Source organism: Pseudactinotalea sp. Z1739 (assembly GCF_049725055.1).
GTDB lineage: Bacteria > Actinomycetota > Actinomycetes > Actinomycetales > Beutenbergiaceae > CALKWS01.
Map to the genome: position 1 here is coordinate 1 of NZ_JBMPQA010000009.1, position 23,862 is coordinate 23,862.

A 23,862-nucleotide genomic window follows, 5' to 3' on the forward strand; every position below is an offset into this window, starting at 1 on the left:
ATGACCCCAATCTCGTGTCGGCCGCTGGGCTGGTGCCGTTGATGGCCCTGGCCCGTAAAGCCGACCTGAGTGTTCTGGCGCAGGAGCGGTTAAGTATCGCTGGTGACAAGGGTGCCAATGCTGGTGCGAAGATCTCCTCGCTGGTGGCCGCGATGGCCGCCGGGGCGGACAGTATCGATGACATGGCCCTGTTACGTCATGGGGCGATGGGCAAGATCTTCACCCGCCCCTACGCGCCTTCGACCCTGGGGTCGTTCTTGCGGTCCTTCACCTTCGGGCACGTGCGCCAAGGCGATGCGATCGCCTCGCGGTTCCTGGGCAAGTTGGCCCAGCACGCCGACCTGCTCGGCGATGCCGCCGATACCGGGCCGGTGATGGTCGATATCGATGACACCATCATCGAAGTCCACGGCTATGCCAAGCAGGGCGCGGGGTTCGGCTACTCCGGGGTCCGCGGGCTGAACGCACTGCTGGCCACCGTCTCGGGCGCCTCCTTCTCCCCGGTGATCGCCGCCCAGCGGCTCCGCAAGGGCTCCACCGGCTCACCCCGCGGGGCCCAGCGACTGGCTACCGATACGTTGGCGCTGATCAAGCGCACCCATCTGGCCGGACGGGCAGTGCTGGTGCGCGGCGATGCGGCGTTCTACTCCCAAGAACTGGTGGCCGCCTGCCACAAGGCCGGAGCGCAGGTGTCGATCACAGTGCGGATGGACCCGGCGATCAAGCGCGCCATCGCCGCCATCGCCGAGTCGGCGTGGGAGACGATCAAGTACACCGAGGCGATCTTCGATGAGGCTACCGGCAAGTGGATCTCACGGGCTGAAGTTGCTGAGATCGACTACACCGCTTTCACTTCCAAGAAGAAGGCCCAGCACATCCCCGGGCGTCTGGTGGTGCGCCGCATCCCAGAATTGAACCCGAAGAAGGACACCGGGCAGGGCGCCCTGTTCGAAACGTGGCGCTTCCACGCCTTCTTCACCACCAGCAGCACCGACGAGCGCGACACTGTGGTTGCTGATCAGGTCCACCGGGCCCACGCGATCATCGAAAACGTCCACGCCGATCTGAAGGCCGGGCCGCTGGCGCACCTGCCCTCAGGGGTGTTCAACGCCAACGCCGCCTGGCTGGTCTGCGCGGTTATGGCCTTCAACCTCACCCGCGCCGCCGCCACGACCACCCGGGCCGCTGACCTGGCCCGGGCCCACACCGCCACGATCCGGCGCAAGTTGATCAACATCCCCGCCCGGGTGGCCTCCTCAGCCCGGCGCCTGCGACTACATCTGCCAACCAACTGGCCCTGGCACCAGGCCTGGACGAACCTTTACGACCACGTCCTGCCGGCCCGAGCACCATCCACCTGAGCGCCAACTCCTGCACCGACGACCAAGGAACCCCAAGTGGAAAAGCCGGACAGACCGGCGATTTACCCCTGCCCTTGCAGCGTTTCGAGCATCTCAGCCCAGATCAACTCGCCTTATCGCCCCATCGGTGGATCGAGGCTTAGCACGAGAGTCGCACAGCTCTCACCATCGCGCATGTGGAAGGCGAAGCGCGTGGGAACTGCGGCGCGAGAGGCACACACCGGCCTGACGCAGTCCCACGAAGAAGGGGCCTGCCAGAACTCATCCGGCTGGGTTCGGTAAGGAAGTACGCCCCCCGGGACTCGAACCCGGAACCCAGTGATTAAGAGTCACTTGCTCTGCCAATTGAGCTAGAGGCGCGCGTAGGTAGCGGGTAGTGATGCTAGCAGCAGCCGGACCGGTGCGGCGAACCCGAACGGCCGCTCGTGACCAGTCCCACACCCGTCCCCACGCCTGCCACCGCGCGTAGGCTGGCGACGTTCGAGATCCCTGACGCAAGGAGCCATTTGTGAATCGCCTCGCCCCCGGAGACAAAGCCCCCGACTTCACCCTGACCGGAGCCGATGGCTCGTCCTGGTCGCTGGCCGACCATCTCGCCGAGGCGACGAACGGCGTCATCGTCTACTTCTACCCTGCTGCCGGTACCCCCGGGTGCACCAAGCAGGCGTGCGACTTCCGGGACAACCTCGCGAGCCTGACCTCCCACGGTTACGCCGTCGTCGGGGTCTCCCCCGACTCGGAGGAGGCGCTCGCCGGATTCGTGGAGAAGGAGTCGCTGACGTTCCCCCTGCTCAGTGACCCCGAGCACGCCACCCTGGAGGCCTACGGTGCCTGGGGTGAGAAGAAGAACTACGGCCGCACCTACACCGGTGTGATCCGCTCCACCGTGGTGATCGCCCCGGAGGGCTCGGTGGCCCTGGCCCAGTACAACGTCAAAGCCAGCGGGCACGTCGCCAAGTTGCGCCGGGACCTCGGTATCGACTGAGGCCGTGGCGGACGTAGGCTTGTCCGCGAGCGCGAGTGGCGTAATTGGCAGCCGCGCAGGATTTAGGTTCCTGTGCCTTCGGGCGTGTGGGTTCGAGTCCCACCTCGCGCACCCGTCGCCCCGAGCCCGCCGTGGCGGGCGTGCCGGGCCAGCAGTAGGAAACCCGTGGCTGCGGCAAGGAGCGGGACCAGCGCCAGCACCGGCAGTGTCTGCGGCGACCACAGGTCGACCGCCGCACTGCCCGCTGCTGCGCCGAGGGCGATGCCCAGATTCATCGCGATCGGCATCAGGGATCCCGCCGTGGCCCGGTGCCGGCTGCTGGCCATGCTCATCACCCTGCCCTGCACCGCCGGGCCCACCCCGCCCAGCACCACGCCCCACATTGCGACCAGAACCACGTCCAGCACGGCGTGGCGGCCGAGGCCGACCAAGCCCCACACGCCGGCAGCCATCGCCAGTGAGACCACCACGGGCACGATCGTCGGGTAACGGTCACCGGTCAGACCCACCAGCACCAGGCCGCCGACCCCGACCGCGCCGAAGACCACGAGCAACAGCGGCGTCGGAACCGCACTGGGCGCCAGCACCTCAGCCACGAAGGTGAAGACCATGAAGTGCGCGGACAGCACGAGTCCGCCGAGCCCGGCGGTGGCCAGCACCGGCCACAACCGCACCGGCGCGGCCGTGCGCTGTATGCCGGTCACGACGACGGCGGTGTGCACACGATGCCGGGGCAGTACCACACCCACCGCCACGGCCGCTGCCAGCGCCGCAACCGCGAGGACGAGGAACGGCACCCGCCACCCGACGACCTGGGCGATGGCGTTACCGGCCGGGATCGCAACGACAGTACCCATGGTGCCGCCGAACAGCACGATCGCCGCTGCCCGGGCGATGTGGCGTTGCGGCACGATAGCGGCCGCGTGGGCGTTGATCAGCGACCAGAGCAGACCGGTGGCGCCCGCAGCGACCAGCCGTGAGGCCATTGCGGTGCCGTACGTATCGGCCGAGGCCGTCACCACCGTTGCGAGCGCCACCACCACCAGCGCCGCCGCGATCACCCTGGGACGCTCGAGCCGCGCGGTCAGGCGCGCCAGCGGCAGGCTCGCCACCACCACCGTGGCAGCCCAGGCCGAGACCAGCAGGCCCGCTTGCGCCAGGGAGACACCAAGCCCGTCGGCCATGTCCGGAAGCACCGCGGCCGGCATCATCTCGGCGCTGACGACGACGAAGGTCGTCAGTGTCATGGTGACCAAGGCCAGCCACGGAAGCCGATCGTCACTCCGGCCGGTCGTCCGCACGGGTACCACGCCTACGTCGCCGCGCTCGGAGGTCTCCTCGGTTCGGGCGTCCATGATCTCTCGGTTCATGCGCCAGATGCTAAAGTTTGACATTAATGTCAATGTCAAGGCGTGAGGGGTTGTCGATGCGAATCGGGGAACTGGCCCGGCGCACGGGAGTGGCCCCCCGGCTGCTGCGCTACTACGAACAGCAGGGCCTGATCAGTGCCGAGCGGGCCGATAACGGCTACCGCACCTACCGCGAGGCGGATGTGGCGAAGGTGGAACGGGTGGCCGGCCTCATCCGAGCCGGCCTACCCACCCGGCTCGTCCGGGCGATCCTGGACCTGGAGGCGCTGCCGTGCGAGGAGTTGGTGGCAACCTGCAGCCGGGACGTCGCGGAGAAACTGGCACGGGAACTAGCCGAGATCGAGGGCAGGATCGACTGCCTGTCCAGGAGTCGGGACACGATCCGGGGATTCCTCGGGCAGACCCGGTACGCCGTCCTCACCGAAGCCTGAGGGACTGTCCCGGCCCTCGGCGCTACCCGTTCGGTCCAGCGGTTTCAGTCCCGCTGGTTTGCGACCGGCTCCGTGCGTCGCTCCGTGGGATCGGTCGCCGCACTGAACGCCTGCCCCTTGCGGGTGATGATCAGGTAGCCACCACGCACCAGCAGCGGGATACCGAACACCGCGATCATGGCGTAGGCCATCGCGGTATAACCCACCGCGATCAGGTCGATGATGCCCACCTGGGCCAGGAGGAGCGCCAGCACCAGGGTGCCGACGGCGATGAAGCCGCCGGTACGGCGTTTCATCGGCCGGCGTTTGGCGTCCACCAGGTTCTGGTCCACTCGGGCGACCAGGGCGTAGATCATGCCCGTTGCGGTCTCGATCAGCGTCCAACCCACCACGATCCCGAACAGCACGACCACCCAGACCGCCTCCGGTCCCAGCATCACCAGCCAGGGCACGGTGGCATCGAAGACCTCCGCACTGGGGTAGAAGCCCATCAGGGCGATATAGGTGAGGAACCACGGCAGGGTCATGAACAATCCGGCCACGACTCCGGAGACCAGGGTGTGCCGCAGCCGGGTCTGCCGGCGGGCGGTGAACAGTGCGGCCGGGTAGACGGCGAGGTTGTATCCGACATAGAGGACTCCCGCCCACAGCACCGCCATCCACGAGATGTCCGGGTGCAGGGAGTGATCCACGGTGCGGAAGGTCTCGACAACCTGATCCCAGTTGCGGTTGATCACCAGGATCGCGAACATGATGTATCCCAGGTACAGCGCGGTGGTGCCCACGCTCTTGGTCTTCTCGATCAGGCCCTCGCCGTAGTAGATCAGCAGCCAGACCACCACGATCATGAAGATCACGCCGACCCAGTAATTGAACCCCATGGTCTGCTGCACGATCTCACCGGTGGCCGCAGCCATGATCGCGATAATCAGGATCGCGAGCATGATGTAGACGATGTCGAAGAGCCAGTACAGCGGCCCGATCAGGACGCGCAACAGCCGCCGGTAGTCGAACACCTGGAAGCGGCGCGCGATCTCGAACATCAGGAACGCCATTAGCCCGAAGCCGATGATGATCGCCACGCCGGCGATCCAACCCATGGCGCCGTAGGTCGCGCCGAACTCCACGATCTCCCGGCCGGTGGCATAACCACCGCCGATGAGCACCGACTGCAGGATCACCCCGGGCAGGATCAATCGCCCGTACCGACCCCCGAAGAACTTGCTGACCGTGGACTCTGCTGCGGGTGCGGACTCGGTCATAGTGCCACCTCCTCCTCGAGATCGAACCAGGTTATCGATGAACGCCGTCCGATGCCATGACCGGGCACCTGAGGCAGCAACACCCGGATTGGTAGTCTGCCGAGCGGTTCGCCGACGGGCGCAGGCACGTCCCGTTCACGTACGTCCCAAAACGGCGCCGGGCGCCGGAGGTCGAGAGGTTCACCATGAGCACCCCACGGTCGACAGCGCCCAGGGGTAGCGCCGCGCCGGTGCTGCGCGACGCGTTGATCGTGGCGTCGGGCGGGACCCTCGGAACTCTCGCGCGCTACGCCATCGACGCACTGCTCGGTAGCCCGGCCGGCTTCCCGGTGGCAACCCTGGCGGTCAACCTCACCGGTGCCTTCCTGCTGGGTGTGCTCGTGCAGCGGCTTGCCATGAGCTCTCACCTCGGCCGCACCCGCCGGCGACTGCACCTGCTGCTCGGCGCCGGGCTCCTCGGCGGCTACACCACCTACAGCCTGCTCGCCACTGACATCGCCCAGTTCCTGGTAGCGCAGCGCTATGCCGAGGCGATCGGATACGGCGGCGCCACCCTCCTGCTCGGTCTCGGGGCGAGCTGGGCCGGTCTACGGGTCGCAGACCCGCGGGCAGGGCGTCGATGAGTGGGCTCGGCACGGCCCTCGTCGTCGCGCTCGCCGGCGGGGTGGGTTCGGCGCTGCGATTCCTCGCCGATCGCGCCGTGCCCACCCGCGCGCGGGACCGGTATCCCTGGGGCACGATGATCGTCAACCTCACAGGTTCGCTGGCGCTCGGTGTGCTCACCGGGATGCTGCTCGACCACACGTGGGCCCCGGTACTCACCGTGGGCCTGTTGGGCGGCTACACCACGTTCAGCACGGCGAGTCTGGAGTGCCTGGAACTTCTCCGGCAGGAACGCCGCGCCGCGGCGCTGCTCCACGGCCCGGGCATGATCGTGGCCTGCACCGCCGTGGCGATCAGCGGAATCCTGCTGACCGCCACATGAGCGCGGCGGGCCCGAACGTGTTCTCGCCCGCGGACGGACCTGATCCCGACCTCGGGGCGACGCGGGCCGTCGGCCATCGGCTCGGGGCGGCCTCCCCGCCCCTCGAACGGCCGAGGAGCCTCAGTGCAGCACCACCGGCACCCGGGCCCAGCCGCCCACCGGAGGGATCTCGCGCACGGCCGGTTCATGGGCGTCCAGTTCGATCCAGGTGGTCTCCTGGAGCAGGACCTCGGTGAGCACCCGCAGTTCCATCAACGTCAGCCCGCGAGCGGGGCACACGTGCGGGCCGATCCCGAACACCAGGTTCGCCTCGGCGTGACCAGCCGGGTCGTACTCATCGGGGTCATCGAACACACGCGGATCCCGGTTCGCGGCGGTCCAGTTCAACAGCACCTGGGTGTCCGCGTCCAGGGTGGTTCCACCCACCTGCACCTGTCTGGTGAGGCGGCGGCGGTTGGAGACGAACGGGTCATCGATACGCAGGATCTCGTTGAGCGCGTCCTCAATCTCGGTCGGGGATGCGGTACTCAACTGCTTGCGCAGCCACCCCTGGATCTCGGAGTGGCAGGCCAGATAGTGCACGATCACGCCCGCCGAGGTGGCCAGCGAGCCCAAGTCTCCGGCGGTGAAGTTGCGCAGGATGGACACCACCTCGGCGTCGGTCAAGGTGCGCCCATCCACCTGTTCGCGCATCAACGCGCCGGTCACATCGGTAGCCGGGCCGGTCCGGCGCTCCGCGAGCAGGGAGTGGATCATGTCGTCGAACTCCCGGGCGACCATCGTGGTGCGGGTCCGCTCCCCCGATCTGGTCGCAGCGTGGTTCCTTGCCATCCAGGCCACCAGGTCCGCTTCCAGCTCGGTGGGCCAGCCCAACCACGCCGACATGGTGCGCACCGCGTAGGGCACGCCGATGTCGGTGATGGTCCTGACCATCTCGCCCCGGGGCAGGCCCCGCACGATCGCGGTGGCCGTCGCGCGGCACTGACCCTCCTGGTCGGCCACCTGCGCCGGCCCGAGATAGGAGTCCACGATCGCCCGGTAGACCGCATGTTCGGAACCGTCGAGCCCGTTGGGGATCACCCGTCGGGTGGAGACCGTGCTGGAGAACGTCGCGGGGTCGGTAGCCGCGGCGACGACGTCGGCATGGCGCAGGAGCATCACGTTCCCGTCCGTGTGAGCCACCGGGCACTGCTCTCGCACCTCATCGAGGACGACCCGCTGGTCCGTCCACGTGTGCTCCGCGTCGATCTCGACCGGGTCTCCCACTCCTGCCTCCTGACTCGATGGCGAATGTCTCCGTCGCGACTTTACGCGGGTGCCTGCGGCGGTGCCGCTGGACTCCCGAGCGGCCCGGGCCCCACCGTGGCACGCCGGCGAACCGGTGCTTCGACGTCGTCACCTCGTTTAGGTGCTAGTCTCGAAGACATCGAGCGGCGGATCACCGCCTCTCCTGCGTCGCAGAACGCTCCCTCATCACGCTGGGCGAAGCAACACCGGCCCGCGAGTGACTTTCTTCGGCGAACGGATGTGGCCACTGCCACCTTCGCCACCGGGCCCCCGGGCCCTCACCGGCACCATGCCGGCCCACAGCATTGAGAGACGAACACTTGTCCCAGAACGACTTCGGCGCGCTCGGCGTGCCCTCCCCCCTGGTCGAGCGGCTCGCCGCCACCGGGATCACTTCAGCGTTCCCCATCCAGGTCGCCACCCTGCCCGACACGCTCGCCGGCCGGGATGTGCTCGGCCGCGGCAAGACGGGGTCCGGAAAGACCCTGGCCTTCGCGCTGCCGCTGGTGGCGCGCCTGGCCCAGGCGAGCCGGCAACCGGCCGGGGGTCGGGGCCGCGGCTCCGGTCGCACCCGTCCGGGCCATCCCCGTGGTCTGGTGCTGGCTCCCACCCGCGAACTCGCCACCCAGATCGCCGCGGTGTTCGAACCCCTGGCCGGTGCCTATGACCTGACCGTCACGACCATCTTCGGTGGTATCAGCCAGAACCGTCAGGTCACCGCACTGCGCGCCGGTGTGGACATCGTGATCGCCTGCCCGGGCCGCCTCGAGGACCTGATGAACCAGGGCCACGCCAACCTCGGGGACGTCAGCATCACCGTCCTGGACGAGGCCGACCACATGGCCGACCTCGGCTTCCTGCCGGTCGTCACCCGGATCATGAACCGTACCCCGTCCGGGGGCCAACGGATGCTCTTCAGCGCCACCCTGGACAACGGTGTGGACGCACTCGTGCGCCGCTACCTGAAGGACGAGCTGCGTCACTCGGTGGACAGCGCCAACTCCCCGGTGTCGGCGATGACGCACCGGGTGTTCGAGGTGCCCGACGTGACCACCAAACGCGACGTGGTCCAGGCGCTGGCCTCGGGTACCGGGCGACGAATCCTGTTCATGCGCACCAAGCACCAGGCCAAGAAGCTCGCCCGGCAGCTGACCGCCGCGGGCATCCCCAGCGTGGACCTGCACGGCAACCTCTCCCAGAACCAGCGCGACCGGAACCTCAAGGCCTTCACCGACGGCACCTCATCGGTTCTGGTTGCCACCGATGTGGCCGCCCGCGGTGTGCACGTGGACGATGTGGAACTGGTGGTGCACGTGGACCCGCCGGCGGAACACAAGTCCTACCTGCACCGCAGCGGACGCACCGCCCGGGCCGGGTCCGAGGGCAGTGTGCTCACCCTCGTGCTGCCCGAACAGCGCCGGGACACCCATCAACTGATGCGCAAGGCCAAGATCTCGGTCAAGCCCGAATCGGTCACGGCCACCTCGGGCGCGGTGACCGCCCTCGTGGGTGAGGTCGCCGCCTATGTCGAGCCGCCGGCACCGGCGCAGCAGCAGCAGCGCGCCAACCCAGGGCGTGGTCGCTCCGGTGGCCGTGGTCGTGGTGGAGCCCCGCACGGCGGGTCCGGTTCGGACGCCGGTGGTTCCTCCGGGCCGGGCCGACGGCGTAGGTCCCGCGGGCACGGTCGCTCCGGGGCGTCCCGTGGCCGGGCGGGTGGCTCCCGGACGAGGTCGGCTTCGGCCTAGGTTCGACCGCCCGGCGCGGCTCAGTCGGCCGCGGAGGTCCCGTCGGATCGACGTCCCCGGGGTGCCCTCGGAGGGTTCGGGGTCACCGGTTGCGCCTGTTCGTCCCGCCCATACGCTGAGAGTTCTTGCCGCCGGGCCACGGAAGGACCCGCTATGACCCCGCTCTGGTTCGCCGAACGCACCCTCCCCACCTTCGACGATCCTGACCTGTCGGCCCATTACGACGTGGCCGTGGTGGGCGCCGGGATCACCGGTCTGACCACAGCGGTGCTGGTGGCGGAGCTGGGTCACCGGGTGATCGTCCTGGAGGCGCGCACCATCGGCGCCGGCACCACGGGGGCTTCGAATGCGAAGATCTCGCTGGTGCAGGGCACCCGGTTCTCCGCCATCGCGGGTAAGCATCCGGCCGAGACGCTGGGCCGGTACGTCAGCGGAAACCGGTTCGGGATGGACTGGTTGCTGCGGTTCTGTGCCGAGCACGACGTGGCGGTCCAACGTCCGGCGGGCATCACCTACGCCGCCGATGCCGATGGGCTGGGCCAGGTGGAACGCGAGCACGAGTTGCTCACCGAGCACGGCCTGGACCCGTTCTGGCGCGACGAGGACGATGTGCCGTTCCCGTTCGCCGGCGGCGCCGGATTGCCCGATCAGGCCCAGGTGAACCCGGTGGAGTTGCTGGCGGCACTGACCTCGGCTGCCGAGGCCGCCGGCATCACCCTGGCCACCGGGCACCGGGTGGTCTCGGTGGGCAGCGACCGCGACCCGGAGTTGGCCACCAGCGAGGGTGAGGTGAACGCCGATCGGGTGGTGTTGGCCACCGGCATCCCGATCGCGGACCGCGGCGGCTTCTTCGCGCGGGTGGTGCCGCAGCGCTCCTACCTGACGGCGGCGCACCTGCCGTCGGCAGGGCAGATGGACATGTACCTGGCGGCCGGCTCCCCGGGCTGGTCGGTGCGCACCGCACCGGCGGAGACAGGCCAGTGGGTGCTGGCCGGGGGGTACGCCCACGACGTGGGTCATGCCGAGTCCGAGGCCGCCCGGCTGGAGGACCTGACCGGCTGGGCCCGCTCTCACTTCGGTGCGGACCCGGCGCACCGGTGGTCCGCCCAGGACTACCACCCGGTGGATGAGTTGCCCTACGTGGGGCCCTTGACCCCGACCGGCCGGCGGGTGCTGGTGGCCAGCGGGTTCGCCAAGTGGGGGTTGACGAACGCCCCGGCCGCGGCCGCGGTTATCGCCGGCCACCTGGGCGGCGCGGTACCGGAGTGGGCGGATGCCTACCGGAGTTGGCACACCCACGAACTCTCCGGTGCCGGCTCCGGGGTGACTCACAACGTCAAGGTGGCGGGCACCCTGGCCGGCGACCGGCTCGCCTCTCTGCGCTCCCGGCAGGGGGACCCCTCCGAGGGCGCCGGGTGCGTGGCCCGCCGGGGGATGCAGGCGGTGGCCACCTCGACGGTGCAGGGCCGCACCCGCACGGTCTCGGCGACCTGCCCGCACATGAGCGGCCTGGTCCGCTGGAACGACGCCGAGCAGACCTGGGACTGCCCGTTGCACGGGTCCCGGTTCACCGCCGCGGGCGACCTGATCGAAGGTCCGGCCACGTCCGGCCTGGAGCCGGTCGACGACGAAACCGGGCCGGCCGGGAACGGGCCGGCCGAGAACCGCACCTGAGGTCCGCGGCCGACCCGGGCTGCGCGCGTGTGGCGGTCCGGCTAGGGGGTGGGTTGGCCACCGTTGACGTGGATGGTGGCCCCGAGCACGTAACTGGACTCGGAGGAGGCCAGGAACACATAAGCGGGCGCCAGTTCCGTGGGCTGCCCGGCCCGGCCCAGCCCGACGTCCTTGCCGAAGTCGGGCAGTTTCTCGATCGGCTGGCCATCACTCGGTTGGATGGCCGTCCAGATCGGACCGGGGGCCACGGCATTGACCCGGATGCCCTTCGGGGCGAGTTCCTCGGCCAGACCCTTGGAGAAGTTGTTGATCGCGGCCTTGGTGGCGGCGTAGTCCAGCAGCGTGGGCGAGGGTTGGTAGGCCTGGATCGAGGTGGTGTTGATGATGCTGGAACCCGGCTGCAGGTGCGGGAGTGCGGCCCTGGTCAGGCGGAACATGGACAGGATGTTGGCGGTGAAGGTCTCCTCGAGTTGGTCATCGGACAGGTCCGCCAGGCCCTCGATCGCCACCTGCTTGGCGGCATTGTTGACCAGGATGTCGAGTCCGCCCAACTCACGAACGGCCTCCTCCACCACCCGGCTGGGGTACTCGGGGTCCATCAAGTCGCCGGGGATCTGCACCACCCGCTGACCTGACTCGGCGATGATGCGTGCCACGTTGGCCGCGTCGGTCTCCTCCACTGGGAGGTAGGCGATCGCCACGTCCGCTCCCTCACGGGCGAACGCCACGGCGGTGGCGGCCCCGATCCCGGAGTCGCCGCCGGTGATCAAGGCCTTGCGCCCCCTGAGCCGACCGGTGCCGCGGTAGGTGTGCTCGCCGATGTCGGGCACCGGGTCCATTTTCGCTTCCAGTCCCGGTTCGGGTTGGCGCTGCTCGGGCGGACTGATCGAGGCGAATCGTTCGACCGGGTTGGTGAACTCGAGCTGGTCGGTGGCCATGTGTTCCTCCGTGTTCGTCGTCGGGGTTTCCTACTGCTTGTCCCGGTCGTTGGACCGCGAGTGCGCTCAGGCCATCGGATCCAGGACGACCTTGATGCAGCCGTGGAGCTTCTTCTGGAACATCTCGTAGGCGTGCGGTGCCTCTGCCAGAGGCAGCCGATGGGTGCGCAGGTCCAGCACACCCAGGGGGTCGGCCGGGTCGGTGACCAGCGGCATCAGGTCATCCACCCATCGGCGTACGTTCGCCTGGCCCATCCGCACGGTGAGTTGCTTGTCGAATGCGGTGAGCATCGGGATCGGGTCGGCCGTGCCGCCGTACACGCCCGAGAGGGAGATCGTTCCTCCACGACGCACGGTGTGGATCGCGCTGTACAGGGCGGCGAGCCGGTCCAGGCCGGCGGTCTTCAGCAAAGGCGCCGCCACGGCGTCGGGCAACAACCCGACCACTTTCTGCGCGGCCCCGGCGACCGGCGACCCGTGCGCCTCCATCCCGACGGCGTCGATCACCGAATCCGGTCCGCGCCCCTGGGTGAGGTCGCGCACCACGGCACCGAGGTCGTCGATGTCGCGCAGGTCCAGGACGTGCGCCCCGTGCCGCTGGGCCATCGCCAGCCGTTCCGGCACCAGGTCCGCGGCCAGGACTGTCTCGGCCCCGAGGTGGCGGGCGATCCGGGCCGACATCTGCCCGATCGGTCCCAGCCCCAGCACCAGCACGCTGCCGCCGGCGGGGATGTGCGCGTACTGCACCGCCTGCCATGCGGTGGGAAGGACATCGGACAGGTACAGGTATCGCTCGTCGGGTTCGTCGTCGTCGGGCACCTTGATCGGCCCGAAGTCGGCGTGCGGCACCCTCAGGTACTCGGCCTGCCCCCCTGGCACCTGGCCGTACAGCGCGCTGTAGCCGAACAGCGCGGCACCGGTGCCGTGCTCGCGTACCTGGGTGGTCTCGCACTGGGTGTGCAGCCCGTTGTCACACATCCAGCAGTGACCACAGGCGATCTGGAACGGGATCACCACCCGGTCCCCCGGTTTGATGTGCTCCACCTGGGCGCCCACCTCGGTGACCACGCCCATCGCCTCGTGGCCGATCACATCACCCTGCGTCATGAACGGGCCCAGCGCCGCGTACAGGTGCAGGTCCGAGCCGCACACGGCGGTGGAGGTCACCTGCACGATCGCGTCGGTGGGCTCCCGTAGCCGCGGCGTCGGCACCTCATCGACGCCGACCTTCTCCTTGCCTTGCCAGACGACTGCGCGCATCGAAGGATCACGACCTTCCCTGGGTCAGAGGTGCTGCGGGTGGGCCCCGCCCCGGATCCGCTGGCATCGGGGGTTGTCAACGTAAGTCAGGTCCACCACGGCTGCACGTCGGAGCGACTCGGGTCGCGCCGGGCCGGTTGCTGGGTGATCCTGAAACGGACCGACATCGGCAACGAAGGGAGCGCATCATGGCTACCTGCGACACCTGCGGCAACAGTTACGACAAGACGATGACGATCACCCGCGACGACTCTTCGGGGGTGTTCGACAGTTTCGAGTGCGCCATCCACGCCATGGCACCCACCTGCGCACACTGCGGTGTGCGGATCCTGGGCCACGGGGTGGAGGCCGACGACGTGATCTACTGCTGCGCGCACTGCGCCCGTGGGAGCGGGGAGGACCAGGTGCAGGACCGCGCCTGAGGAGGGCGCGTTCCCGGGCTCGGGCCCGACCGTCGCCGGTCAAGGATCGCCGCCGGCTTGCGTCATCGCCGCCTACGGCCTGCAGTCGCGCGCGATTCTCAGACGGCGTCGCGGCCCATCCGGAGCAGCACCTTGCCCGGGTCCATCTGCCCGGCTGCCATCTCGGCGAAGACCTCAGGTGCCTGGGCGAGGGGGACCTCCCTGCTGATCAGTTTGCCCGCGTCCATGCCCGCCTGGCCGAGGAGGTCCACCGCGTGGGCGAACACCTCCCGGCTGTAGCAGAAACTCCCCACCAGGTGGCGCTGGCCGGTGCTGATCGCGAACGCCGGGATGCTCACCCGCGGGGTACCCATGCCCACCAGCACCACGGTGCCCTGCGGCCCCACGGAGTGCAGGCAGTCGGCCAGGGTGGCATCCACGCCGACGGCGTCGACCGCCACCTGGGCGGGCCCGTCCAGGATCTCCAGCACCTGCTCGCTCGCCGGACCCTCGGCCGGGTCGATGGTGGTGGCGCCCAGTTGCTCGCACAACTGTCGCCGTCCCTTCACCGGCTCACTGACCACCACGTGCTCGGCACCGGCGCGCAGCGCTGCCAGCACTACGGCCTGCCCGATCGGCCCACCACCGGTCACCAGCACCGTGTTACCCCCGGAGATACCGCCCTGGCGCACCGCCTGGACGCCCACCGCCAGCGGCTCGGCGAGGGCTCCGTGGGCGAGTGGGACCCCTTGCGGCAGCGGCAGCACGTTGCCGGCCGGTACCACGATCTGCTCGGCATAGGCCGAAACGATCTCCGGCGCCACCCCGATCACCTTGCCCGAAACGCAGTGCTGTTCGGCGCCCCGGGCGCACGCGGGGCACTCCCCGCAACTCAGCGCCGGGTTGAAGGTGACCGCCTGGCCGATCGCCAGCCCTGCGGCGGTGGCGGCCGGACCGGCGTCCAGGACCTGCCCGACCGCCTCGTGACCCATCACCTGCCCGGGCACGCGCCGACCGTTCTCGCCGGTATACCCGTGCAGATCCGTGCCGCAGATCCCGGTATAGGCAAGAGCGATCACGACGTCGTCGCCGTCAACGACCCGCGGGGCGGAACGTTCGTCGATGGTCAGGTGGTGGAAGTCTGTCAGGACCAGGGTTCGCATCCACCACAGCGTATTCACTCCGGCGCCGGGTGCGCACCGAATGGGACAGTTGCGGACCCACCGGCCCAGGCCACTCAGGCCACGTGCTGCCCTTCGAGTGCGAAGGCCTGGATTCGGACCTGCTCGTGCAACCGCTCCAAATCATCGGCCTGCCGGGCGGCGAGCTCGGCCAGGTCCGTGAAGAGTTCCTCGGGCAGGCCCAGGTCGTCGGCGTAGGTGGCCAGCACCTGCCAGCCGGAGCGTTTGCCGATCACGGCACTGCGCATCAACTCCAGTTCCAGCAACGGCGTCATCGGGGATGTCTGCAGGACCCGCCGGTTCATCTTCAGTCGGCCCAGCCGTTCCCCCACGGCCGCCAAGACCTTACGCGGGCTTCGTTGGTGCAGGCCCAAAGTGTCCACCACGTCGCTGAGGAAGGCGTGCTCACCCTCGATCTCGGCACTGATACGGGCCAGTTCCGGCCCGAGCCGGGTGGTGGCGTACCGGCGGGCCATCTGGCTGATCCGGTCCCGTCCGGCGGTCGCACCGGTCAGGTGGTCGGACAGGTACAGGCCCAGCAGCGGTGCGTTGATGTGGTCCGGCACACCGTCACGTCCGGCCTCCTGCGACAATGTCGGGCGCGGCCGGGAGGGTGTCATCGTGGTCGCCGCCGCTTCCTCCATGTGCCCGAAGCTTCGCACGCCGGGCACCATGACCGGGGTGGGGGTGCCCTCCGATCCGGCCAAGCCGCGCAACATCTCGGTCAACGTCTCCTCGGCGCCATGGCGTGGCTGCCAACCCAGGCCGCGCAGCCGGGAGGAGTCCATCATCGGCAACTCCCGCGCCATATCCACCCACCCCTCATCGGCAGCGGCCAGTCGCGCCTTGTGGCCCAGCGCAAGCAGCGGCCGCACCAGACCCCACGGCACCTCCACGGTGCGTCCGCGGCCCACCAGGCGGCCCAAGGCGGCCACGTCCAGCACCGGCTCGGCGGCGGCGTTGAACGCTCCGCGCTCTCCGGCACGCAACACGGTCAGGTAGGCCTCGGCGGCGTCCTCGGCGTGGATCACCTGCACCTGCAGTCCCTGCGGGAGCGGCACCACCGGCAACGTGCGCGGGGACAACACCTGCGGGGGGATGAACGGGCCGATGAAGTACCGCGTGATCGCGGCCCCGGCCTCGCGCTGGAACACCAGAGCGGTGCGCATCCGCGCCACGGCAACCTGGGGATGGGCTGCTTCGAAGTCATCCAGAACGCGCTCCTGGGCGGCCTTGTCCACGCTGTAGTGGGAGGAGCGCACCCCGCCGGCGGACCAGGTCTCATCACGCCGTTGCTTGTCCGGGTCCGGGCTGTAGACGGCCCAGGACGAGGCCACCAGCAACTGGCCCACCCCGGCCCGCCCGGCCGCCTCGGCCACCCGCCGGGTGCCATCCACATTCACCTCACGCAACTGGTCCCGACGGGTGTTCGGTTGGATCTGCCAGGCGAGGTGGATCACCGCGTCGGCGCCGGTGAACAACTCGGTGAGTTCGTCCACGACGTGCTCGCCCTCGGCGATGTCGACGGCGGCCCACTCCACCTGCCCGTACGGTTCGGCGTCGGTGACCGGTGGACGGCGTGCGATGCCGAGGACGGAACCGATCTCATGGTCGCTGTTCAGGGCGCGCAGCACGGCGGTTCCCAGGTTGCCACTGGCTCCTACGACGACGACTCGGCTCATCCGTCCACGCTAAGCCCATCGGGTGGACGCGCAACTCGGCCCCTCAGGTGACCAGGCGCAACAGCGCGGTGACGATGATCGCCACCGCGAAGGCCACCAGGAACCCGAACCGCAGCAACAGTGCGATCATGGCGGCGCCCACACCGGCGAGCACCCGCCAGTCCACGTCGAAGGAGCGGTCCCCGGCGGCGAGTTCGGTGACGATCAGGGCCGAGAGCATCGCAACCGGCAGGTACCGTGAGATCGCCTGCACCAGCGGGTGCTCCAGCACCGTCTCCGGCATCGCGGTCCCGGCCAGTTTCAACAGGTAGCACCCCACCGCGGCCACGATCGTCGCGATCCACAATGCGCTCATCGCCGGCTTCCCCCGGTCTTCGCACCTGAGCCCCCTGCAGCGGCGCTCCCACCAGGGTGCGCCTTGTCCTTGCGCACCTCAGCCAAGCCGGCCAGCACTGCGATCGCGACCGCGGCGAGCACCGGCACCCCCGGTGGCACCCAGGGGATCAGGACCAGGGCCAGCGCCACCGATCCGGCCGCGACCCAACGCGCCCGCGCGGTTCGCAGCGCAGGCCACAGCAGCGCCAGGAAGGCCGCCGGGGCCGCCGCGTCCAGACCGAAGGTGGCGGTGTCCAGCACGCTGCCCAGCAGTGCCCCCGCGGCACTGCCGGCGTTCCACAGCAGGAACATCGCCACGCCACTGGCCCAGAAGGCGAACCGTTTGGCCCGTGGGCTGCGCTGGGCGATCGTCATCGCGGCGGTCTCGTCGATCGACAGGTGCCCGGACAGGAACCGGCGCCACCCCTGCGGACGCAGGACCTGGGCGATCGTGACGCCGTAGAAGGTGTTGCGCACCCCGAGCAACAGGGCCGCCGGGATTGCCGCGAACGGAGAACCGGAGGCCACCACACCGACGAAGGCGAACTGGGAAGCCCCGGAGAACAGCAACGCGGACAACAGCATCGTCTGCGCCACGCTCAGTCCCGAAGCCACCGATACCGCACCGAAGGACAACCCGAAAGCGGCAGCGTAGATGGCCAGGGCGATGGCGGCCCGGATGATCTCGGCCCGCTCGACCAGCGGTTCGTGGGGGTCGGGGTGCCCGGCTGCCCCACCGATCCCGATGGATTCGGCCTGCCACCCCGCCCCGGGGGACTGAGATTCGTGCACATCTGGATTCTCACACCTGTGCCGACCGATACGGAACCGGCGTCCACCAGTTGGCCGTCGGGGCGCTAGCGTGGTCGCAGCACGAGTACGCAGCAGACGCCCAAGGCGGAGGACGTGATGAGCGAGATCGCATCGGATGACATCAACACCTGGTTCGCTCCCGATGAACTGGCGCGGATCAGGCGTCGGTTGCCGATCGTGTACGTCGACGCCGTGCCGGTGCGGGTGGACGCCGACGGCACCATCCAGCAGGTCGCGCTGCTCCTGCGTACCCCGCGCGATGAAACCATCCAGCGATCACTGGTCTCGGGGCGGGTGATGTATCACGAGCGGCTGCGCGATGCGCTGTCGCGACACCTGGACAAGGATCTGGGGCCGATGGCTCTGCCCCGGCTCCCGGTGACCCTGGTGCCCTTCACCGTCGCCGAGTACTTCCCGACCCCGGGGATCACGCCGTACCACGACCCGCGCCAGCACGCCGTATCGCTGGCTTACATCGTGCCGGTCGACGGCGACTGCGCGCCCCAGCAGGACGTGCTCGACATCACCTGGCTCAGTCCGGAGGAGGCGCTCAATCCCGGTATCCAGGCGGAGATGGTCGACGGGCACGGGGCGCTGGTGCGTCAGGCACTGTCCCACGCGGGCCGGATCGTCTGAGGCGCGCCCCGGCCCGGCGGCCCGCGCGGTGCGGGCGGGCTCAGCCCCACGGTGCTGGAGGGCTCAGCCCAGCAGCGGGCCCAGGTGGGTGGCCAGGGCCCGGAAGGCCTGCCCCCGGTGGGAGATCGCGTTCTTCTCCGCCGGGCTCAGTTCGGCACAGGAGCGGTGCTGCCCGTCCGGGACCAGGATGGGGTCGTATCCGAACCCTCCGTTGCCCCGCGGTTCGGTGAGGAGGACCCCGGGCAGGTAGCCGTGCTCGACCACTTCGGCGCCGTCGGGGGTGGCCAGGGCAGCGGCGCAGACGAACCGGGCGCGGCGGTGCTCCGGGGAGATGTCGGCCAGTTGCTCCAGCAGCAGGGTCAGGTTCGCGGTGTCGTCACCGTGGCGACCGGCCCAGCGCGCGGAGAAGATCCCCGGAGCCCCGCCGAGGATGTCCACGGCCAGGCCGGAGTCGTCCGCCACCGCGATAAGGCCGGTGTGCGCGGCGACGGCCCGGGCCTTGAGAAGTGCGTTCTGGGCGAAGGTGACCCCGGTCTCGGCCACGTCCGGAGCCCCTGCCTCACCGGCCCCGATCACCTCACCGGCCTCGAGCAGCCCGGACAGGATCTGCCGGAGTTCGCCGATCTTGTGCTGGTTGTGCGTGGCCATCACCACGCGCGGCCGGCTCACCGGTCCAGGACGCCCGGGATCGATCGAGGGGCCACGTCAGCGGCCAGCGCCTGGTTCTGGCGGTCGGTCAGGTCGGCACAGCCGAGGGCGGCCAGGTCCAGTAGTTCCTCGAGCTGGGTGCGGCTGAACGGCTCCCGCTCCGCGGTGCCCTGCACCTCGACGAACCCGCCGGACCCGGTCACCACCACGTTCATGTCGGTGTCCGCCCGCGCGTCCTCGGGGTAGTCCAGGTCCAGCATCGCCACTCCGTCGACCAGACCCACGCTGACGGCACAGACCGAGTCGGTCAGCACGGTCGCCTTGGTGGAGATCGCCTTGTTCTGCTTGCCCCAGGAGACCGCGTCGGCCAATGCCACGTAGGCGCCGGTGATCGCTGCGGTCCGGGTGCCTCCGTCGGCCTGCAACACGTCACAGTCCAGCACGATGGTGTTCTCCCCGAGCGCGCCGGTGTCGATGATGGCGCGCAGGGAGCGTCCGATCAGGCGGGAGATCTCGTGGGTGCGGCCCCCGATCTTGCCCCGGACCGACTCCCGGTCCGAGCGGGTGTTCGTCGATCGCGGCAGCATCGCGTACTCCGCGGTCACCCAGCCCTTGCCCGACCCCCGGCGCCACCGGGGCACACCCTCGGTGAAGGAGGCGGTGCACAACACCCGGGTGCCGCCGAACTGGACCAGGACCGAACCCTCGGCCTGGTCCGACCAGCCCCGGGTGAACCGCACCGGCCGCAACTCGGTGGTGGATCGACCTTCGGCGCGCTGGACTGTCATGGTTACCGACCCTAAAGCACCTTCGGCGGTGCCCGGTCCACAACGGACCCCGGATGGCCCACACTGTGCAGATGCGCGCTGTCGTCTACCAGGCATTCGGGCAGATGCCCGCCGTCCGGGAGGTTCCGGACCTCGAGCCAGAGCCCGACGCCGTGGTGGTCTCGGTGGAGGCCACCGGATTGTGCCGCAGCGACTGGCACGGCTGGGCCGGTCACGACCACGACATCACGCTGCCGCACGTGCCCGGGCACGAGTTCGTCGGGCGTGTGGTCGCTACCGGCGCCGCGGTGGCGTCGGTGCAGGTGGGTCAGCGGATCATCACCCCGTTCGTGTGCGGGTGCGGAGTGTGCCGCCAGTGCACCGATGGCCAGGCGCAGGTGTGCCCGGACCAGACCCAGCCCGGGTTCACCCACTGGGGATCCTTCGCCGAGCAGGTGCAGGTCCGGCACGCCGACTTCAACGCCGTCGTCGTCCCTGAGCGCCTGGACCCGCTCGCCCTGGTGGGGTTGGGCTGCCGGTTCGCCACCGCCTTCGCCGGCCTGCACCACCGCGCCCAGGTGCGGCCCGGAGAGCGACTGGTGGTGATCGGCACCGGAGGTGTGGGGTTGTCGGCGGTGCTGATCGGGGCGGCCCTGGGTGCCGAGGTGATCGCGGTGGACCGAGCCCCGGCAGCACTGGAGCTGGCCAGGGCGGCCGGAGCGGCGCACACGGTACTGGCCGGAACCGCCGACCCGCAGAGCCTCGCCAGGCAGGTGCGCCGGTTCGGTCCGGTCCAGGTGAGCCTGGAAGCCCTGGGCCGGGCCGAGACCACCCGTGCTGCACTGCTCAGTCTGGCTCCCCGCGGACGGCACGTGCAGATCGGTCTGTTCGCCGAGGAACCCTCGCTTCCGGTGGGCGCGATCATCGCGCGGGAACTGGCGTTCCTGGGTTCCCACGGAATGGCCGCCGCCCAGTACGGGCCGATGCTGGACCTGGTCGTCACCGGGACGTTGCGCCCGGCGGACCTGGTCACCCGCCAGATCACGCTGGACGAGGTTCCCCGGGCGCTGGCACGGATGGACCGGGACCCGGCTCCGGGGATCACGGTGATCCGGCCCACCCTTACCGGCGACGGCGACGGCAGCAGCACGCTCACGGCATGACGAGCCGTGCTGCGGGTCTCGAGGGCGAGCCTGCGCGCTCAGGGCGATACCCCCAGGGCTCGCCGTCGGTAGGCACGCTCGCCGTCGGTAGGCACGCTCGCCGTCGGCGGGCACGCTCGCCGTCGGCGGGCACGCTCGGCGTCGGCGGGCACTCAGCCGGTGTTCTGCAGGCCGGCGGCCACTCCGTTCACCGACAGCAACATGACCCGGCGCAGTTGATCGTCCACGTCCTCGCTCTCATCGGCGCGCAGCGCCCGCAACGCGCGGAGCTGGATCAGCGAGAGCGCATCGACGTAGGGGCTGCGCAGTTGCACCGCCCGGCCCAGCACGCTGTGGCCGGCGAGCAACCGGTCCTGCTCGGTGATGTCCACCACCCACTGGCGGGTCAGAACCATCTCCTCCATCACCAACTCGCTCAGGTCCTCCCGGTCGCCCAGATCCAAGTAGCGGCGGGCGATCCGCTCGTCGGTCTTGGCCAGGGACATCTCCACGTTGTCGATCATGGTGGTGAACAGCGGCCAGCGCCGGTAGGCCTCCCGCAGCCGCCGCAGGTCCCCCACCGCGGCCAGCGCCGAGCCGAGCCCGAACCAGCCGGTCAGGTTGATCCGGGCCTGGGTCCAGGCGAACACCCACGGGATCGCGCGCAGGTCCTCCAGCGACTCCACGCTGAGGCCGCGCCGGGCCGGGCGCGAGCCCAGTGCCAGCCAGCCGACCTCCTCCTGCGGGGTCACCTCGGCGAACCAGCCCGGGAAACCCTCGGCGTGCACCAGCTGGAAGAACCGGTCCCGGGACACCCGGTCCATGGTGGCGGCGACGTCGGCGAAGTCCTCGGCCGCGGTGGCGTTGCGCTGCTCGATGTGCGGGGTGGAGGCCAGCAGCGTGGCCGCCGCCACCTGTTCGATGTGCCGGGCCGCGATCACCGGGTCCCCGTAGCGGGCGAAGATCACCTCGCCCTGTTCGGTGAGCTTGAACCGGCCGTCCACCGACCCGGGCGGCTGGGACATCAGAGCACGGTTGGCCGGTCCGCCACCGCGGCCCAGGGCGCCCCCACGACCGTGGAACAGGGTGAGGGTGATGTCGTTGTCCTTGGCCCACCGGGTGATCCGCGACTGCGCCTCATACAGCGCCAGGGTGGCCGCGACCGGGCCGACGTCCTTGGAGGAGTCCGAGTACCCGAGCATGACCTCCAAGCGTCTACCGGTGGCTTCCAGGCGGGCGCGCACCTGGGGCAGCTCGATCATCTCGTCCAGTACCTCGGTGCTGTTCTTCAGGTCCTGGTGCGTCTCGAACAGGGGGATCACGTCCAACACCGGTGCCTCCTGCTCCGAGCCCAGTGCGGCCACCGCCAGCCGGAACACGTTCGCCAGGTCGGAGGCCGAGGTGGTGAAGGAGACGATGTAGCGCCGGGCGGCCAACTCCCCGTAGCGGTCCTGGATCGCCCCGATGGAGCGGAAGGTCTCCAGCACCTCCTCGCTCATCTCGCTGAGTTCCTCATCGGCGTCGATCTGGGCCAAGGTCGCCGAGTGCACCTTGGCGTGCTGGCGGACCTCCAGTTCAGCCAGGTGGAACCCGAAGGTCTGCACCTGCCAGATCAGTTCCTGGATGTCGCCGTAGGCCTTGCGCTTCTCTCCCACCTGGGCCAGGGAGGTCTGCACCACCTCGAGGTCGGCGAGCAACTCATCGGCGTCGCCGTAGGCCAGATCGGCGTCGCGCTGCCGGGTGGCCGCGATGCGCTCGGCGATCATCAGCACCACCCGGCGGTAGGGCTCGTCCGGGGACCGGGTTGCGATGTCGGAGGTCAGTTCCGCGGCGAGGCGGCGCTGACGGTTCCACAGCGCTTCCAGCTCCGCGGTGGTCGGGGTGGTGTGGGAGTCCAGAGTCAGACCGCGTCCGATCCGCTGCGCCACCCGCTCCAACCCGAGCAGCACGTGCTCGTTGGCGATCGCGGCGGCGGCTCGGGTGATGCCGGAGGTGACGTTGGGGTTACCGTCCCGGTCCGCCCCGATCCAGGAACCCAGGCGCACGAACGCGCGCGATCGAGGTTCACGGCTCACCGCGTGGTCCCCGTCGAGCAGATCGTCCAGCCGCCGGTACATCTGCGGCAACACGCTGAACAGGGTCTGGTCGAACACACCCATCGCGGTGCGGACCTCATCCAGCGGGGTGGGCTTGTCCGCCCGCAGCGGGGAGGTGCGCCACAGGGTGTCCACCTCCGACAGCAGCGCGCGCTGCACGTCCCCGCGTTCGCGGGCACTCAGCCGCTGGTCATCCCACTGCCCGACGAGTTCGCTGATCCGCCGGATGCACGAGGACACGGCGCGCCGCCGGGCCTCGGTGGGGTGGGCGGTCAGCACCGGGCGGAACTCCAGCGCCTCGACTCGGGCGAAGGCCTCCTCCCGGCCCACCTGGTCGGTGAGGAACTCCAGCGCCTGGGCCATCGAGTCCTCCGGCGGACGGCCGCTGGCCGTGGGCGAGCCGCCCACCTGGTCGCGTTCGCGGAGCACCCGGACCCGGTGGAACTCCTCGGCCAGGTTCACCAGGTGGAAGTAGGCGCTGAACGCCCGGGCCACGTCCTCGGCCCGCTCCAGCGTGAAGGAGTCAACCAGTTCCTCAGCCTGGGTGAAGGCGTCCGAGCCGGGTTCGGAGTAGGCGGTGATGGTCAGTTCACGCAGCCGCTCGACGTCATCGAGCAGATCCTGCCCACCGGATTCGGCCAGCACGGTGCCGAGCATGCCGCCCAGCATCCGCACGTCGTTTCGCAGTGCCTCGGGCACCTCCATCGCCGCTCCGGTCCGGGAGCCGGACGCCAGGTGTTCGGCCGGCGTGGCTGCGCTCTCGGCGTCCTGGGCCGGCGTGCTGACGTCCGTGGCTGGTGTCTCGGGTCTGATCGACATGATC

General features: G+C 69.7%; 22 protein-coding genes and 2 tRNA genes. 11 read left to right on the plus strand and 13 right to left on the minus strand.

From position 1 onward, the window contains the following. On the plus strand, nucleotides 1–1,361 hold a 1,361-nt coding region (locus ACO0LV_RS12395), incomplete at its 5' end, for an IS1380 family transposase (protein WP_424787592.1). A gap of 287 nt (nucleotides 1,362–1,648) precedes the next feature. Here ACO0LV_RS12395 and ACO0LV_RS12400 read toward each other — a convergent pair. Further along, a tRNA-Lys gene (locus ACO0LV_RS12400) sits at nucleotides 1,649–1,721 on the minus strand. A 148-nt stretch (nucleotides 1,722–1,869) separates the two neighbouring features. On the opposite strand from ACO0LV_RS12400, the gene bcp reads away from it, so the two are divergent. Beyond that, the gene (bcp, locus tag ACO0LV_RS12405; RefSeq protein WP_424788220.1) at nucleotides 1,870–2,346 is read left to right on the plus strand and encodes a thioredoxin-dependent thiol peroxidase; all 477 of its coding nucleotides are present in this window, start codon (nucleotides 1,870–1,872) and stop codon (nucleotides 2,344–2,346) included. 29 nt (nucleotides 2,347–2,375) lie between these two features. Then, nucleotides 2,376–2,457 (plus strand) — tRNA-Leu (locus ACO0LV_RS12410). Here the strand turns inward: ACO0LV_RS12410 and ACO0LV_RS12415 are convergent. Then, complete coding sequence (locus ACO0LV_RS12415; protein WP_424788367.1) at nucleotides 2,409–3,740, minus strand: MFS transporter; 1,332 nt, start codon at nucleotides 3,738–3,740, stop codon at nucleotides 2,409–2,411. The two genes, ACO0LV_RS12410 and ACO0LV_RS12415, sit on opposite strands and share 49 nt — an antisense overlap. A gap of 8 nt (nucleotides 3,741–3,748) precedes the next feature. Here ACO0LV_RS12415 and ACO0LV_RS12420 point away from each other — a divergent pair, with 8 nt between their 5' ends. Beyond that, a complete protein-coding gene (locus ACO0LV_RS12420) occupies nucleotides 3,749–4,147 on the plus strand; it encodes a MerR family transcriptional regulator (RefSeq protein WP_424788221.1) in 399 nt (132 codons plus the stop codon). Nucleotides 4,148–4,191: 44 nt separating this feature from the next. On the opposite strand, the gene ACO0LV_RS12425 is transcribed toward ACO0LV_RS12420, so the two are convergent. Beyond that, entirely contained in the window at nucleotides 4,192–5,409 is a 1,218-nt protein-coding gene (locus ACO0LV_RS12425) for a hypothetical protein (protein ID WP_424788222.1), read from the minus strand. A 185-nt stretch (nucleotides 5,410–5,594) separates the two neighbouring features. Here ACO0LV_RS12425 and ACO0LV_RS12430 point away from each other — a divergent pair, with 185 nt between their 5' ends. Beyond that, entirely contained in the window at nucleotides 5,595–6,032 is a 438-nt protein-coding gene (locus ACO0LV_RS12430) for a fluoride efflux transporter FluC (protein WP_424788223.1), read from the plus strand. Beyond that, on the plus strand, nucleotides 6,029–6,394 hold the full coding sequence (locus ACO0LV_RS12435; protein WP_424788224.1) for a fluoride efflux transporter FluC: 366 nt from the start codon (nucleotides 6,029–6,031) through the stop codon (nucleotides 6,392–6,394). Before ACO0LV_RS12430 ends, ACO0LV_RS12435 begins: the two co-directional genes overlap by 4 nt. Before the next feature lie 120 nt (nucleotides 6,395–6,514). On the opposite strand, the gene ACO0LV_RS12440 is transcribed toward ACO0LV_RS12435, so the two are convergent. Beyond that, nucleotides 6,515–7,660 carry a cytochrome P450 gene (locus ACO0LV_RS12440; RefSeq protein WP_424788225.1) on the minus strand — a complete coding sequence of 382 codons (1,146 nt, stop codon included), beginning with the start codon at nucleotides 7,658–7,660 and terminating at the stop codon, nucleotides 6,515–6,517. 326 nt (nucleotides 7,661–7,986) lie between these two features. Here ACO0LV_RS12440 and ACO0LV_RS12445 point away from each other — a divergent pair, with 326 nt between their 5' ends. Further along, entirely contained in the window at nucleotides 7,987–9,426 is a 1,440-nt protein-coding gene (locus tag ACO0LV_RS12445) for a DEAD/DEAH box helicase (RefSeq protein WP_424788226.1), read from the plus strand. A 153-nt stretch (nucleotides 9,427–9,579) separates the two neighbouring features. Next, a complete protein-coding gene (locus ACO0LV_RS12450) occupies nucleotides 9,580–11,100 on the plus strand; it encodes an FAD-dependent oxidoreductase (protein WP_424788227.1) in 1,521 nt (506 codons plus the stop codon). Between the two features lie 41 nt (nucleotides 11,101–11,141). Here ACO0LV_RS12450 and ACO0LV_RS12455 read toward each other — a convergent pair whose 3' ends face one another. Next, nucleotides 11,142–12,038 (minus strand): SDR family oxidoreductase, encoded by an 897-nt coding sequence (locus tag ACO0LV_RS12455; protein ID WP_424788228.1) that lies wholly within the window; start codon nucleotides 12,036–12,038, stop codon nucleotides 11,142–11,144. A gap of 66 nt (nucleotides 12,039–12,104) precedes the next feature. Further along, nucleotides 12,105–13,298 (minus strand): zinc-dependent alcohol dehydrogenase, encoded by a 1,194-nt coding sequence (locus ACO0LV_RS12460; protein WP_424788229.1) that lies wholly within the window; start codon nucleotides 13,296–13,298, stop codon nucleotides 12,105–12,107. Nucleotides 13,299–13,486: 188 nt separating this feature from the next. Between ACO0LV_RS12460 and ACO0LV_RS12465 the strand changes: the two genes are divergently transcribed. Next, a complete protein-coding gene (locus ACO0LV_RS12465; RefSeq protein WP_424788230.1) occupies nucleotides 13,487–13,720 on the plus strand; it encodes a hypothetical protein in 234 nt (77 codons plus the stop codon). A 98-nt stretch (nucleotides 13,721–13,818) separates the two neighbouring features. On the opposite strand, the gene ACO0LV_RS12470 is transcribed toward ACO0LV_RS12465, so the two are convergent. The 4 genes from ACO0LV_RS12470 to ACO0LV_RS12485 all read right to left on the minus strand — a co-directional run bounded on the left by ACO0LV_RS12470 (nucleotide 13,819) and on the right by ACO0LV_RS12485 (nucleotide 17,729). Next, complete coding sequence (locus tag ACO0LV_RS12470) at nucleotides 13,819–14,862, minus strand: zinc-dependent alcohol dehydrogenase (protein ID WP_424788231.1); 1,044 nt, start codon at nucleotides 14,860–14,862, stop codon at nucleotides 13,819–13,821. A 74-nt stretch (nucleotides 14,863–14,936) separates the two neighbouring features. Continuing rightward, a complete protein-coding gene (locus ACO0LV_RS12475) occupies nucleotides 14,937–16,562 on the minus strand; it encodes an NAD-dependent epimerase/dehydratase family protein (RefSeq protein ID WP_424788232.1) in 1,626 nt (541 codons plus the stop codon). Nucleotides 16,563–16,605: 43 nt separating this feature from the next. Next, on the minus strand, nucleotides 16,606–16,917 hold the full coding sequence (locus ACO0LV_RS12480; RefSeq protein WP_424788233.1) for an AzlD domain-containing protein: 312 nt from the start codon (nucleotides 16,915–16,917) through the stop codon (nucleotides 16,606–16,608). After that, a complete protein-coding gene (locus tag ACO0LV_RS12485) occupies nucleotides 16,914–17,729 on the minus strand; it encodes an AzlC family ABC transporter permease (protein WP_424788234.1) in 816 nt (271 codons plus the stop codon). Before ACO0LV_RS12485 ends, ACO0LV_RS12480 begins: the two co-directional genes overlap by 4 nt. Nucleotides 17,730–17,846: 117 nt before the next feature. On the opposite strand from ACO0LV_RS12485, the gene ACO0LV_RS12490 reads away from it, so the two are divergent. After that, complete coding sequence (locus ACO0LV_RS12490; RefSeq protein ID WP_424788235.1) at nucleotides 17,847–18,386, plus strand: NUDIX hydrolase family protein; 540 nt, start codon at nucleotides 17,847–17,849, stop codon at nucleotides 18,384–18,386. A 63-nt stretch (nucleotides 18,387–18,449) separates the two neighbouring features. On the opposite strand, the gene rdgB is transcribed toward ACO0LV_RS12490, so the two are convergent. Together rdgB and rph are read right to left on the minus strand one after the other, a co-directional pair. Further along, on the minus strand, nucleotides 18,450–19,034 hold the full coding sequence (gene rdgB / locus ACO0LV_RS12495) for an RdgB/HAM1 family non-canonical purine NTP pyrophosphatase (RefSeq protein WP_424788368.1): 585 nt from the start codon (nucleotides 19,032–19,034) through the stop codon (nucleotides 18,450–18,452). Nucleotides 19,035–19,051: 17 nt separating this feature from the next. After that, entirely contained in the window at nucleotides 19,052–19,822 is a 771-nt protein-coding gene (rph, locus tag ACO0LV_RS12500; RefSeq protein WP_424788236.1) for a ribonuclease PH, read from the minus strand. 71 nt (nucleotides 19,823–19,893) lie between these two features. Between rph and ACO0LV_RS12505 the strand changes: the two genes are divergently transcribed. Further along, nucleotides 19,894–20,964, plus strand: a complete 1,071-nt coding sequence (locus ACO0LV_RS12505; protein WP_424788237.1) for an alcohol dehydrogenase catalytic domain-containing protein — start codon at nucleotides 19,894–19,896, stop codon at nucleotides 20,962–20,964. A gap of 152 nt (nucleotides 20,965–21,116) precedes the next feature. Here the strand turns inward: ACO0LV_RS12505 and ACO0LV_RS12510 are convergent, their stop codons facing one another. Continuing rightward, nucleotides 21,117–23,744 (minus strand): phosphoenolpyruvate carboxylase, encoded by a 2,628-nt coding sequence (locus ACO0LV_RS12510; protein WP_424788369.1) that lies wholly within the window; start codon nucleotides 23,742–23,744, stop codon nucleotides 21,117–21,119. Between the last annotated feature and the right edge of the window lie 118 nt (nucleotides 23,745–23,862).